Annotated in this window: 15 protein-coding genes and 1 pseudogene; 12 read left to right on the top strand and 4 right to left on the bottom strand. The window is 32.9% G+C overall.

Annotated elements, in window-relative coordinates; translation table 11 throughout:
• Positions 1–255 precede the first annotated feature (255 nt).
• Together DM447_RS05660 and DM447_RS05665 are read left to right on the top strand one after the other, a co-directional pair.
• Positions 256–753 carry a GNAT family N-acetyltransferase gene (locus DM447_RS05660; RefSeq protein WP_112180291.1) on the top strand — a complete coding sequence of 166 codons (498 nt, stop codon included), beginning with the start codon at positions 256–258 and terminating at the stop codon, positions 751–753.
• Between the two features lie 192 nt (positions 754–945).
• A complete protein-coding gene (locus DM447_RS05665; RefSeq protein WP_112180292.1) occupies positions 946–1,218 on the top strand; it encodes a hypothetical protein in 273 nt (90 codons plus the stop codon).
• A 386-nt stretch (positions 1,219–1,604) separates the two neighbouring features.
• On the opposite strand, the gene DM447_RS05670 is transcribed toward DM447_RS05665, so the two are convergent.
• On the bottom strand, positions 1,605–2,519 hold the full coding sequence (locus DM447_RS05670) for a class I SAM-dependent methyltransferase (RefSeq protein WP_112180293.1): 915 nt from the start codon (positions 2,517–2,519) through the stop codon (positions 1,605–1,607).
• Between the two features lie 390 nt (positions 2,520–2,909).
• Here DM447_RS05670 and DM447_RS05675 point away from each other — a divergent pair.
• The 5 genes and pseudogenes from DM447_RS05675 to DM447_RS05710 form a co-directional block, all read left to right on the top strand.
• Positions 2,910–3,002 (top strand): annotated as a pseudogene (locus DM447_RS05675) (GNAT family N-acetyltransferase); the annotation flags it as partial.
• A gap of 100 nt (positions 3,003–3,102) precedes the next feature.
• Positions 3,103–3,522: an NUDIX hydrolase gene (locus DM447_RS05680; RefSeq protein WP_112180294.1), complete on the top strand. Its 420-nt coding sequence runs from the start codon at positions 3,103–3,105 to the stop codon at positions 3,520–3,522.
• 200 nt (positions 3,523–3,722) lie between these two features.
• A complete protein-coding gene (locus tag DM447_RS05690; protein ID WP_112180296.1) occupies positions 3,723–4,472 on the top strand; it encodes a nucleoside phosphorylase in 750 nt (249 codons plus the stop codon).
• An 890-nt stretch (positions 4,473–5,362) separates the two neighbouring features.
• Entirely contained in the window at positions 5,363–5,542 is a 180-nt protein-coding gene (locus DM447_RS05705) for a hypothetical protein (protein ID WP_112180298.1), read from the top strand.
• A 93-nt stretch (positions 5,543–5,635) separates the two neighbouring features.
• Positions 5,636–5,818 (top strand): hypothetical protein, encoded by a 183-nt coding sequence (locus DM447_RS05710; protein ID WP_112180299.1) that lies wholly within the window; start codon positions 5,636–5,638, stop codon positions 5,816–5,818.
• Positions 5,819–6,258: 440 nt separating this feature from the next.
• On the opposite strand, the gene DM447_RS05720 is transcribed toward DM447_RS05710, so the two are convergent.
• The 3 genes from DM447_RS05720 to DM447_RS05730 all read right to left on the bottom strand — a co-directional run bounded on the left by DM447_RS05720 (position 6,259) and on the right by DM447_RS05730 (position 7,862).
• The gene (locus DM447_RS05720; RefSeq protein WP_112180301.1) at positions 6,259–6,822 is read right to left on the bottom strand and encodes a hypothetical protein; all 564 of its coding nucleotides are present in this window, start codon (positions 6,820–6,822) and stop codon (positions 6,259–6,261) included.
• Between the two features lie 306 nt (positions 6,823–7,128).
• Positions 7,129–7,557: a hypothetical protein gene (locus DM447_RS05725; RefSeq protein ID WP_112180302.1), complete on the bottom strand. Its 429-nt coding sequence runs from the start codon at positions 7,555–7,557 to the stop codon at positions 7,129–7,131.
• A 218-nt stretch (positions 7,558–7,775) separates the two neighbouring features.
• Entirely contained in the window at positions 7,776–7,862 is an 87-nt protein-coding gene (locus DM447_RS05730; RefSeq protein WP_112180303.1) for a YjcZ family sporulation protein, read from the bottom strand.
• A gap of 581 nt (positions 7,863–8,443) precedes the next feature.
• On the opposite strand from DM447_RS05730, the gene DM447_RS05735 reads away from it, so the two are divergent.
• The 5 genes from DM447_RS05735 (at position 8,444) to DM447_RS05755 (ending at position 12,328) form a co-directional block, all read left to right on the top strand.
• Complete coding sequence (locus tag DM447_RS05735) at positions 8,444–8,794, top strand: DUF2200 domain-containing protein (protein WP_112180304.1); 351 nt, start codon at positions 8,444–8,446, stop codon at positions 8,792–8,794.
• Between the two features lie 209 nt (positions 8,795–9,003).
• Positions 9,004–9,330, top strand: a complete 327-nt coding sequence (locus DM447_RS05740) for a PadR family transcriptional regulator (protein WP_112180305.1) — start codon at positions 9,004–9,006, stop codon at positions 9,328–9,330.
• A gap of 14 nt (positions 9,331–9,344) precedes the next feature.
• Positions 9,345–9,683: a DUF1048 domain-containing protein gene (locus tag DM447_RS05745; RefSeq protein ID WP_112180306.1), complete on the top strand. Its 339-nt coding sequence runs from the start codon at positions 9,345–9,347 to the stop codon at positions 9,681–9,683.
• 558 nt (positions 9,684–10,241) lie between these two features.
• Complete coding sequence (locus tag DM447_RS05750) at positions 10,242–11,345, top strand: NAD(P)/FAD-dependent oxidoreductase (RefSeq protein WP_112180307.1); 1,104 nt, start codon at positions 10,242–10,244, stop codon at positions 11,343–11,345.
• Positions 11,345–12,328: a DUF3231 family protein gene (locus DM447_RS05755; RefSeq protein ID WP_112180308.1), complete on the top strand. Its 984-nt coding sequence runs from the start codon at positions 11,345–11,347 to the stop codon at positions 12,326–12,328. Before DM447_RS05750 ends, DM447_RS05755 begins: the two co-directional genes overlap by 1 nt.
• Positions 12,329–12,396: the final 68 nt, after the last annotated feature.

Genomic DNA, 12,396 nt, shown 5'->3' on the forward strand with positions numbered 1-12,396 from the left:
AGGCAGGAAGGAAGGGGTAATTTGAATAAGTAGATTGCTTGTCCTGTTTTTGGCAGGATTTATTGGATTATCACTTCGGTATATGGTATTAAAGTAACTGGTGACAATAGTACAACAAAAGATCGTCAATTGAGGCGATGTATTTTGTTCAAGAATTATAGGAGTATTATGTTAAAATTAGTATGTGAACAGGTGTATTTAAAGTTACAGGTAGTAATGTTTTACAATAGACTACTAAATAGGGAGATCAATATAATGATTGTAAGGGAAATAAAAACATCTGATGCAGAAAATTTAGCAGTGCTTATACAAGAAGTTGAAGGAAGTTCTCAATATATGCTTTGGGAAGAAGGAGAAAGAAATATTCAACCAGAGAATCAACTAAAGATGATTGAGAGTATGATGAATAACGAAAATTCTACTATACTTGTTGCTGAAGATGGAAATATGTTAGTTGGATACTTGCTGGTTATTGGTGGGAATGCAAGGAGAAATAGACACTCTGGTTATATTGTGATTGGAATATTAAAAGATTTTAGAGGAAAAGGTGTTGGAACTCTGTTGTTGGAAGAATTAGAACAATGGGCATTTAAACATAACCTACGTCGATTAGAATTAACGGTAATCACTCGTAACGAAGCTGGTTTGTCCCTATATAAAAAGATGGGGTTTGAAATCGAAGGGACAAAAAGAGATTCATTATTTATTGATGGCGAATACCTTGATGAATACTATATGTCAAAACTTTTATAATGTCATATATTTACTCATATATTTACTCATATATTTACCAGGTGCAATAGTTTAACAAGGGATCGTCGATTAGGACGATCCTATTCTTATTTGAAGAATTATTGGAATTTTATGTTAGAATAAATACGTGAAATAATGTACTTAAAAGGTAGGTTAATGTAAGATTGTACATTAGATTAGGGGGATCCGAAAGTGAGTGAAGCACAAAAGGATATAAAAATCACAAGTTATACCATAATGGCTTTGTTAATACTAGGTGCCTTTCAGATGATTTTTGATGAAAATCATAAAAATGACTACTTAGGTGGGTTATTTTTGATAGCTTTTTGGCTAGTCAACTGTTTATATACTTTTTATAGTGATATAAAAGAAGGTAAAAAGATGTTTGCTTTATTCAATATACTTTTAGCAATTGTTGCTTTCAGTATTTTATTATCATATAGTATCAAAATGATATTTCACTAACGGATGCAAGCGTACAAGAAGCAAGGTTTTCAGTTGAAGGAGCCGTGGTTAAGAATTGCAAATACAAATTATATTAGTCATATCTATAATAATAATCTTAATGATTAGAAGAAGAAATAATGGAAATGACAGTACTAAATTCACTGTTAAAAAGTATATATTTGTATTAATTTTTACTGTCGTACTTATAAATATGATATTGTTTTTTATTCTTTGAAATACAGATCGTGATGTTGAACAAGGTAATTAGTTATAATAAAAATATATAAAAAATGGTCAACCAGAAAAATCAGGTTGACCTAATATTACCAACGGTCAGAATAGTTTAATAAAAATTTAAATTGATCAGTCTTACTTGAAATAAAAAGAACTGCTAAATTAGAAAGTTATTTCTTCACTGCATGAATAAAATGAATTGTCTCGAATGCAGACAAATAATCTGTTCTATCTCTAAAGAAAAACTCATTTATCATAGTTGGTGATAAATGTTCATAAATTAATAAACCTGATTTTTGTAACATGCTCTCTATTTCATTATAAGTGAAACTTGATTTCATTGGTTCTCCACTTGCCGAAGCCATTTTCACCATATTTTCCACTCTATTAGATATTCCTTTTTCTACGAAGAGTTTTTCGTCTGCATAATCAAAAACAAAAGAGCTACCTGGCGGGGTATTTGCAAACAAATAATAAATCAAATTCGCATTTTCCTCTTTTGTTAAATAATACGAAACACCCAAAAGGCTAAATAAAGTTTTTTTGTTATTAAATCCTTTATCTATTAAATCTTGCATAGAAAACTTATTAGTAAAGTCCATAGAAACAAAATGAAGATTATTCGGGATATTAAGTTGAGCATCTGCTAACTTTTTCTTTTTAAACTCTTGTGTAACTGGATGATCAATTTCAAATATCTTTAGGCTGTTGTTTAACTCTGGGTATCGGTAACCGAAAGTATCTAAACCTGCCCCAAGTATGACATACTGTTCTACTCCTAACTTAACTTCATTAAGTAATACTTTTTCACAATAGGCAGAACGTGCTAAAGATATTGGTGAAAGTTGAACTTGTGTAATCCATTTTAAAATTTCTTCTGGACTATCTTTGTACCTCAAAGCAATATCTTTGTTAAAAAACTGTATTCCATCAATCATATTCCTGCCGATAGCTGAAAACTCTTCTTCGGAAATTAAATCTTTTGCAATAAAATCATCAAATATTTTTGGTGTGTCATATTTACTGTGAAATGCTCGACTAAAAGCTGATAATAAGGAAGTTAAACTGGAATCATTTTGTTTCATACCATGTTCCTCCCATATAAAATAATAAGATTTCCCTGGCCAGGAGAATTTTATTATACATCATAAAAAATAATTTTTAAATTATAGCATAAATAAAATATTTTGTCAATAAATACACCAAAGTAATATATAGAAATGTTTTTAAAAAATTTAATTTAACTAACAAGTGCTTATCTGGAATAAGATTTTAAGGGTGGAATAAAAGTTGTTAAATAAACGGGTGCAAAAGTTAAACAAGGGTCGTCGATTATGGCGATCCTATTTTTATGTACTGGAATAATTATTGTAATTTTATGTTAAAATTAATATATGAACTACAGTAGTTAAAGTAACGGGTAGTAGATTTGAACAAGTAAATAAAAGATATTTAAGGAATTATGGAGATTTAAAATGGTTTATGAATTTAGTGTTATTACACAAGAACAAGCAGAAAACATTGCATTTAATTGGCATTATAATGGAGAATATTCATTTTATAATATTGGAAGCTGATGAAGATTGGTTTTCGATGAATAAGAAATTGCAAGCATGTTCAGCTGATGGGTAGGATTCCTTAAAAGGACTTGATAAGGGTGGTATGGAAATGCGGGACAGAGCTTCAGTTGTACTAATAGAAAATAAAAAGGTTGGACTAATAAAAAGAATTAGAGATGGTATCGTTTATTATGTCTTTCCTGGTGGTGGAATAGAAAATGGTGAGACACCAGAAGACGGAGCAAAAAGAGAAGCATTAGAAGAATTAGGAGTGGAAGTGAAGGTAATTGAATGCATTGCAGAGATTGAATTCAATGGAACGCAATACTTTTTCTTATCTGAAATAATTGGCGGAGCATACGGAACTGGGCATGGCGCAGAGTACATAGATGAGAATAGAGATAGAGGAACGTATCTGCCTATGTGGGTTGATTTAGATAGATTGTTGTCTATTGATGTTAAACCGAAAGAAGTGGCTTTAATGGTTCAATCTCGGATCTTTATACAAGTAATTTTATGGGAGAGATAAAATATATGAAAAACAGAATATGTCTGGTATTGATATTATTTTTTGTTTTAGGTTCTGCAATGGTAAGTAGTATGGATTCGCTTAGCCAAACTTTTAAGTCGATTTTTTATGGTACCGCTATGACCGTTTTAATTGGTATAGGATTAGTAAGTTTATATAAATTTTCAAGAAAGACTAAACATAACTGGGAGGAATAATCATTGAAGTTATATGGGGATTTTACGAAAGAAGATTGGTTGGATACACTTGGTGTTGGTGAAGACAAAATTCCTTTATCATTTATTATTCATGGTGAATGGGAACACGCGGATAATTTGGAAATGTGGAAGGAAATATTAAAAAATGACGTATGGCTACCTAAATGGAATACTGTAACAGGAAAATATAATGGAACTAAAGTCGGTTTTGCGAATGTTTTTGGAGGTCCGATGACAAGTTCGATAGTACACCAATTTGGTTTAGCTGGAACTGAAATGTTTATTCAAACTGGTTATTTTGGTGGATTATCACACGAAGTAAAATATGGAGATATTTTTATAGTCTCAGAAGCTGTAATGCAAGATGGGGTTTCACATTGGTACCTACCTAAACAAGAAGTAGTTGAGGCTAATGAAGAATTAGTAAGGTTAGCAATAGATTACTGTGAAAAGAAAGGATACAGTTATTCAACTGGCAGGGTTATTTCTACAAGTGCTATGCTGTTGGAAACAGATGAAATGGCAAATGGATGGGCTAATAAGGGTTATTCAGGTGTTGATATGGAGACTGCAACAACATTAGCAATTGCAAAGAAATTCAATAAAAAGGCAATTGGTTTGTTAAACTTGTCAGACCATATAATCAAAGGAGATACACTTTATTCATACACCGAAGATAGAGAAACACTAGAAATGGATACGGATGACAAAATTAGAGATGTTGCATTATACCTCACCTCTCATCAAAAGTAGTTTAATTGATTATAGAGGTATAAAGTTTTTTTTACACCAAAGGTATATTGAATGGGAAACAGTATTAAAGAGTTAAAAAGTACCGAGAGACAGAGTTATATAATGTAACTAGGCAGAAGATTAACGCAATCGAAAACAACAAATAAGATCCAAGTTTAAAATTGGCATTTGATATAGCGAATTATTTAGAAATCACTATGGAGGATTTATTTATACCAATGGGGAATGGAGGGTAAAAGAGTGGGTAAATCAAAAAAATATAAAATGTTCTAATTGTGAAAGCGCAAACTTTACAGAAGGAACAGATTATATGCCTGTAAAACCAAATAAAATGTCACTTAAAGGAACTAATAAAATTTATACGTTTTGCTTAAATTGTGGAGAGGTTCATTCTATTCGTATTGAAGATACCGGTATTTTTAAAAAGTGATGGAATTTTTACTTTTCAACAAAGGGTGAGAAAATGAAAAAATTTGGAAATGAGACTTGTATATTTATTTACAGGAGAATTTTTTTCAATTATTGTATTTACTTTTATCATGCTATTAATCCAAACAATAGTTATTCTCTACTATATGTATTATTTTATTAAATTTCATCTTACTACAAGGTCGTTTTTACTGGTTTGTAAAGTGGAGAAGTTTGGAGTCGAAAATTTAATTCCTCCTAACCTTTATAAGTTTTTAGGCGTACTAAAAAAGATAGCCCTTACTATTATATACAAAGCACCTATTATTCTCTTAATTGATACTTTTGTGTTAGAAAGGGTAACGTTTTCGGGCTTATTAACTGGTTTATCTATGTATTTGCTATTGTTGAGTATATAAACTATTTCCACATACAATTGACAAATTACAAAAGTGGAAGAGGAATGAAGTCTTCCATTGCCAATGAACTTAGCCCATTTAGATAGAATGCTATTTAGAAAAAGTACAACAATTGTTGATGTAGCTGCTGATAGTGAGTCAGTTAAACCAAACGGGTGCAATAGTGGAACAATGGTGAGAGGGATTTTCTTGAGATTTTTCAAAAAGAAGAGGGACTTGATTTTATATATATTAATAGATTGAGTAGTTATATCATCGGATTTTTAATAGCGTTTATATTATTGAGATTCTTAACGGGGAGGATTATACAAAAGCATGTTTTAAAAATGGGAAGTAATGACCAAATGGGGGAAGATTTTTGTATCAAGTTTAATATTCTTAGCCGTAGGTGTTGTTTGGCTAATAATTGATTTATCATTTGAGAAATTCTCATTCTTTAAGTCACAATCCACATTTTATATTATTTTAGGTATTGCTATTGCCCTTTCCCATGAAATCTGTGTTAACAAAGATACTTAAAATAAATAGTATAGATTGATGAACATTGTGAATTTTTATACTCAAAGTAACGGGTGCGTTTTTTCAACAAAAAAATATACAGGCTCTTTATTTTTAAAGTCAGGACTTTGATTTAAAAATATCTTGTAAGTAGAGTTCCATCTCAATTTAATGTCACAAGTAGACGGTATTCTGCTTCTTTTCTATTATTTCAATTTGAGATTTCTTTTTCTACTCCTTTTAGCAATAAAAAGAATAATAAAAAGAAAAAGTGTTGAAATAAAAACTGCATGAATAGATGAATCAACACCATTGTCAAATAATAATAAACCTATATAAAACAATAATGCTAAACAATAAACTACAACCGCTATAGCGACAATCACTTTTTCGGTCCCCTTCATATTTATCTCCTTCCATTTATAAATCACTTTACGATGTTAACATAAATGCAATACTGCTTAATTACTAAGTACATGTTGTAATCCATCATCCTCTAGTATTTCAAAATAGCTTATCACTTCTTGATCGTTCACACGCGCTCGCCCGCTTACCACGGCTTCTTCATTTTCACCATAGGAAACACTTACAGTGAAATTATATAGTCCATCTTCATTATCATTTTTTTCCAAGTTTATGTCGTCGGCATGCAAAGTATGATTAGAATAATATGCTGGCATCTGATACATAAAGGCGTAAGTTGTCAGATATTCTTGATAGATATTTTCTGTAAAATAAGCACTATACTGTTCTTCAAGATAGGCATTTAATTCTGTATTTTCTTCAGACATCACTTCAGCTGTACCATCTAAGATCGTTGCATTTTCAGGAGAGTCGATTAAACGAATTAGCTCCTCATCAGCTGTGGAAAATTGTTCATTCAAGACATGCTCGATCACTTCCTTTTTGTCACGATCATCAATAAAAAACCATTGCTTACCTCCAACAAAAACGATTAATCCCACTAATAAAATAAAGACGATACCAATAATCAAGTAATGTTTTGGTTTATTCGTACTATCCATTAGATCAGCACCTCCCGAGGTGGTTTAGAAGCAATTCTATGGCCACGTTTTTAATTAGATTTTTTGATTTTAAGAAAGTTGGAATTTATTACTGATCCCGGAAGGTTCCCTGCTTCCTTTAGATTTTTTCGTATTATACTAGAACTTCTATAATGAAGCGTTAAAATCCTTCTTATTTTATGAAACTGAAAATTAAGAGGTTGAAAAATAGATTAGTAACTCTACTTATTGGCACTAAATAAAATAGACTTAGAATTAGCTCTAAGCCTAAGGACGTTCCACCACTATCATTTTTATTCTTCTTTTTTAAATGCAAGTGAATGATTGAATTTGTCGTAAGCTTGTTCCAAAATATACCCATCTAAAACCATTCCAGCGGTATCCAGAAACAGAATTTCGACCTAAGAAGATTGGATAAAACCAAAATTCTTGAAAGCCTCGCATCCATACATACGTAAATCTGAATAAACACCTTCTAATACTCCCTGGATCAACAGCAAACGCTTGAGCTTGCTGAGTTTGAGCGGGAACATAGGATGGTGGTGGTGAAGAAGGAGGTCCAGTTTCTGGTCCTTGACCTTGACTAGGTGGTGAACCTGGAAAACCTGGTGAAGGTTGCATCGTGCCACCTGCCCATGGGAAACTAGGAATAAGTTGTCTTTCATCTAGATTTCCATAAGAATAAACGTCCTGACAATCACTTTTCCAATATTGTTGTTCATCATTAGAATACAAAATATCACTCCTTAACTTTTATCCATACCATCCTATTCATTAGGCATTCGTTTATAAACTTGGACTACTTTAAATGTGTGAATACCTATGTGAAATTGGAAAAAGATAGTTGAAAAATTTGTGTAGAGGAGAAACCATGCTAAAAACTGAAGAGCAGATAATATGCCCTTCAGTAAGGAAATGAAAAATACATTGCTAGGTTATGGTGGTGTTATGGTTTAGGAGTAGAAAGATGCACCAACAATAATCAAAAGAATAAATAATACAACAATCAAAACAAAACTTTCATTACTTTGACATCCCATAAGAATTCACCTCCTTTAAACAATACATAGTATTATTTTTTAAAAAACTTGATTGGACATTAAAGGATTCTGGGGATGGTTTTCTTATTCCTACAGACTTTTCCGCACTATAACAGTTTTTAGAAAGAAGAGTTGAATGCTTATACAAAACTCCAGAGTACGGTGATTTTTATTGGGGAATTTTTGGGGATAATGAGTTTGATGATCGTAAAAAAAAGACCTCAAAATAGAGGTCTGACTAAAATAGTATATTTACTGAAATTAATCCAATGATACAAACGCCATAGATAGACAATGCAAAAATTTTATTGTTTTTAGGTACTTCCTTAGTTTTAAATACGTTGATAAACTTGTATGTCAAAAATAGAAATGCCAAAATAGAAACGATTAAGAGTTCATTCATTACCGATTTCCGCCTTTACAAATTAATTATTAATATATATTATATGATAACAAAAAATTGAAAAGTATCAATATACTGGATTAAAATGAAGCGGAGAACCGTCCCCTTTTTCCATTAGATGTTGTCCGCCTATTTTTCATGATAAAATAAAGAAAATCAAAAACTTAGGATGTGTATCATGACCAAGCATAAGATTTATACAATGAGCTTCGCAAGTGTCTATCCCCATTATGTTAAGAAGGCTGAGAAGAAAGGTCGTACAAAAACAGAAGTCGATGAAATTATCTGTTGGTTGACAGGCTATAGCCAGGACGAATTAGATGCGCAACTTGAGAAACAGACAGACTTTGAGACCTTCTTTGCGGAAGCACCCAAACTAAATCCTTTCCGGGCTTTGATCAAAGGAGTGATCTGTGGTATCCGAGTGGAAGACATCGAAGAACCGACTATGCAAGAAATTCGTTATTTGGATAAAATGATTGATGAATTAGCAAAAGGAAAAGCGATGGAGAAAATTTTGCGGAAATAGTATTTATTTTAATGAAATCTTTATCAAAAATGAGCCCTGTTGGCTCATTTTTTTATGGGAACAGATTTAGAGCTTGATTAAAGAAGCAAAGAACCGTCACCTGCTTCCTCTTGACAACTCACGCTATTCTGTATTACTATATACTAGTAGCTAGTATTACTTATTACCGTTGTTATAAAATATAGTGAAATATAAATGAGGCGATAATTTTGGAATATATCACAGAAATGTTGAAAGGGGTTCTTGAGGGGTGTGTGCTTGAAATCATCAGTCGTGGCGAAACTTACGGTTATGAAATTACGCAACAGCTACGAGAACTTGGCTTCACTGATGTGGTTGAAGGTACAGTTTATACGATTACCATGCGGCTTGAAAAAAACGAACTGGTAGAAATCGAGAAAAAAGCCTCCACTAAGGGACCACCAAGAAAATTTTATACACTAAATAAAGCAGGACAAGAACAGCTTGAAACTTTTTGGAGAAAGTGGGAATTTGTTTCAAATAAAATTAACGAACTCAAAACTAAAATAAAGTAAAAAGGAGAATGAATATGCGTATTTTTGAAAAAATTGTTGTTAGTATGAATGATAAGCGGGAATGGAAAGAGATGGAGGCACGTGCGAAGGCACTTCCAAGTGAATACCATAACGCTTACAAAGCGATCCAAAAATATATGTGGACAGCTGGTGGACTTACCGAATGGAATGACATTAGTCGTATCTTTAACGGCATTTTAGACATGTTTGAGGAAGGTGCAGCAGAAGGTAAGAAAGTCACTGACCTTACGGGTGAAGATGTGGCTGCTTTCTGTGATGAACTAGTGAAGGACTCGGAAACATGGAAGGACAAATATAGTGCTAAGTTAAACAATACGATTGCTCGTGACTAAAGTAAGATAGAAATAGTATATTCTATTTGTGTATTACATTTATAGTTAATATTTTTTAATGCACTTTTTCAGCGGGAGGATTATATGTACAAATATTTAAGCTTTATTATGCTAATAACGGTATTCCTTCTATTATTATTAGCCTTCAATAAAATAACCTTAGGTCTGTTTTTTGTTATTTTAGTCCCATTAGGCATAGCCATGTTAATTAAAGGGATTATAGAAATCAAAAAAATCATAAAACAATATACGAATTAATAGTAGTTGTGGTAACTGATTGATTTGATGGTATGCATAGTCTCGTTTCATAAGGTAAAATTATGTTTGTGGAATATCTAGTAAGTAATTTTAAATAAAGATACCTGCCACTTTAAATGGACAATTGTCTCTTTGGAGTGTCGGGTATCTTTTTTTGTTATTTAAAAATGGCTTATGAGTATATTTCAGCTTAACTTCTAACTAGAAAATAACTTCCAATTAGTTGTGAATGATAGCGTATGTATTAATTTTCACGGGGAACGCTCTTACTATAGAAAAATTTAGGAGGTGTGGTCCGAAATGGATATTGCTATCATGGGGGCTGGCCTCTCCGGTTTGGCCTGTGCTATTACGCTTGAAAAAAATGGTGTTACGCCAACGATATATGAAAAACGGAGTAAAGTAGGGGATCGTTTTGTTAACGGAGAGGCGCTGCTGTCTATTTTCACAAGACCAGTTCATGATTGTGTTGAATCATTTTCAGAAAAATATGGGATTTATCTTAAACCGACTTCGAACATCCAGAAGATAGAGTTTTTTTCAAAGAATGAAATGGCAATTATAGAAGGTCAGTTAGGTTTCACGAATATTCGTGGTAGGGAACAAGATTCATTTGAAAAACAGCTAGAAGAACAAACGAAATCATCAATTCACTTTAATTCAGATGAAACATATGAACAATTGATTCGTAAACATTCACATGTGGTGATGGCAACTGGAGACGGTGCTTATGCAAAGAAGACACGAAATTTTAGAGAAGACTTAACTGTTTCGATAAAAGGGGTGACAGTTGAAGGGACGTTTGACCGTTATACTGTCTTGACTTGGATTGATTATGACTTAGCACCTTTTGGGTACTGCTATCTTATTCCATTTTCAGAGAAAGAAGCAAATATCTCAATAGCTATCCCAGACTTACCTGAAAATGAAGCTGTAAACATCAACAATTTATGGAGCGTTTTTCACGAAAAAGTCCGTTCTCAGTTAAAGCAGGAATTACCAATAACCGATCAGTTCCAAATTACTGGTTACCCAATAGGAATTTGTAAGTCAGGGCGGATAGGAAATACATTTCACGTTGGAAATTGTTTTGGTACTACGATGCCCTTTATGGGATATGGACAGTATGCATCTATATTAAGTGGAATTTATGCAGCTTATGATTTGTGCGGTTTAGGGAAGTATGAGGAACTAATGAAACCACTTCGTCAGAGCTATCAAGATTCAATTGTTTTAAGAAGGTCGATGGAGCAATTATCAAATAAGGGATTGGATCTAATTATTTACTCACTCCAAGGCTACTGGGGAGAAAAGTTGTTCCATACGAAGCGCATTAGCCCACTGAAAGTTGCAAGCTATTTACTTCGCCCCTATATAAAAATGAAAAAAGAAGGGACCAGATAATGAGAAGCCCAAAAGAAATGCACCTTACCTCTGCTGAACTTGGTTATCTATGGACAGGTTATTCTATTAATGAAATGTCAAAGTGGTATTTAACCGTATTTCGTGAGCAAGCAGAGGATGAAGAAATAAAGGATTTATATACACATGCGCTAGAGAGTGCAAATGAAATCCTTGTCGAACGGAAAAAATTACTTAATAACGACGGGTATCCGAACGCAATTGGCTTTTCCGAAACGGATATTGATAAAAGCTCAGCTAAATTGTTTTCTGATCGTTTTTTACTGCACTATTTGCATAATGGTACTCGTCTAGGTCTTGAATTTCACTCCAAATCATTAGCTTCAGCAACAAGAGTAGATATTCGCACATATCATAGAAATTGTGTGCTATCTACTCTGCAACTACATGAGCGAGTAGTAGATATGCTTCTCAACAAAGGGGTGTATTGGAGAACGCCGACATTACCTGCCCCGTCGACTCCTGAGTATATTCAAAAACCTGATTATTTAAATGGGTGGCAGGGAGATAAACGCCCAATCAATAGTATGGAGCTTGCTAACCTTTATCAAATCATGGACCTCCTCATGATCATCGAAACAATGTGTAGAGGTTTTAGCCAAACTTCTGATTCTGACGAAATAGTTGATTTATTTCAGAAAGGGATAAAAGTAGCAAAAAAACAATACCATGCACTGGGTGAATTGTTAGAGAAGGATGATTTACCAATAGCCCCGAGTCTAGCAGCAGAAATAACAGACTCAAAGAAAAGAGTATTATCAGACCGAATCATGGTTACACATGTAGCTGGTTTACTTGGTTCTTTATTGTCCCAATATGGCTTTTCTCTCGGTGCTGCAATGAAACATGATTTAGTTTCAACGTATTCAGCACAAACTGTTAAAGCTGGCGCCTTTTCTGAAAAAGTCACCCGATTTCTGATCGAAAAAGAATGGTTGGAAAAGGTACCAGGAGCAAAATCCTGATACCTTAAAAAGTCGTCATTTCACAAAGAAATGTATGAAATGGAAAGGCCGGTTGACACGTATGTAAT

Origin of the sequence: Paraliobacillus zengyii (assembly GCF_003268595.1) — a bacterium.
Taxonomy (GTDB): domain Bacteria; phylum Bacillota; class Bacilli; order Bacillales; family Amphibacillaceae; genus Paraliobacillus_A; species Paraliobacillus_A zengyii.

Bases quoted from the DNA above. Each gene is read 5' to 3' on its own strand.
- DM447_RS05670 (WP_112180293.1), bottom strand. From the start codon at position 2,519: ATGAAACAAAATGATTCCAGTTTAACTTCCTTATTATCAGCTTTTAGT.
- DM447_RS05755 (WP_112180308.1), top strand. From the start codon at position 11,345: ATGAGAAGCCCAAAAGAAATGCACCTTACCTCTGCTGAACTTGGTTAT.
- DM447_RS05705 (WP_112180298.1), top strand. From the start codon at position 5,363: ATGAACTTAGCCCATTTAGATAGAATGCTATTTAGAAAAAGTACAACA.
- DM447_RS05730 (WP_112180303.1), bottom strand. From the start codon at position 7,862: ATGGGATGTCAAAGTAATGAAAGTTTTGTTTTGATTGTTGTATTATTT.
- DM447_RS05720 (WP_112180301.1), bottom strand. From the start codon at position 6,822: ATGGATAGTACGAATAAACCAAAACATTACTTGATTATTGGTATCGTC.
- DM447_RS05660 (WP_112180291.1), top strand. From the start codon at position 256: ATGATTGTAAGGGAAATAAAAACATCTGATGCAGAAAATTTAGCAGTG.
- DM447_RS05745 (WP_112180306.1), top strand. From the start codon at position 9,345: ATGCGTATTTTTGAAAAAATTGTTGTTAGTATGAATGATAAGCGGGAA.
- DM447_RS05710 (WP_112180299.1), top strand. From the start codon at position 5,636: ATGACCAAATGGGGGAAGATTTTTGTATCAAGTTTAATATTCTTAGCC.
- DM447_RS05735 (WP_112180304.1), top strand. From the start codon at position 8,444: ATGACCAAGCATAAGATTTATACAATGAGCTTCGCAAGTGTCTATCCC.
- DM447_RS05750 (WP_112180307.1), top strand. From the start codon at position 10,242: ATGGATATTGCTATCATGGGGGCTGGCCTCTCCGGTTTGGCCTGTGCT.
- DM447_RS05680 (WP_112180294.1), top strand. From the start codon at position 3,103: ATGCGGGACAGAGCTTCAGTTGTACTAATAGAAAATAAAAAGGTTGGA.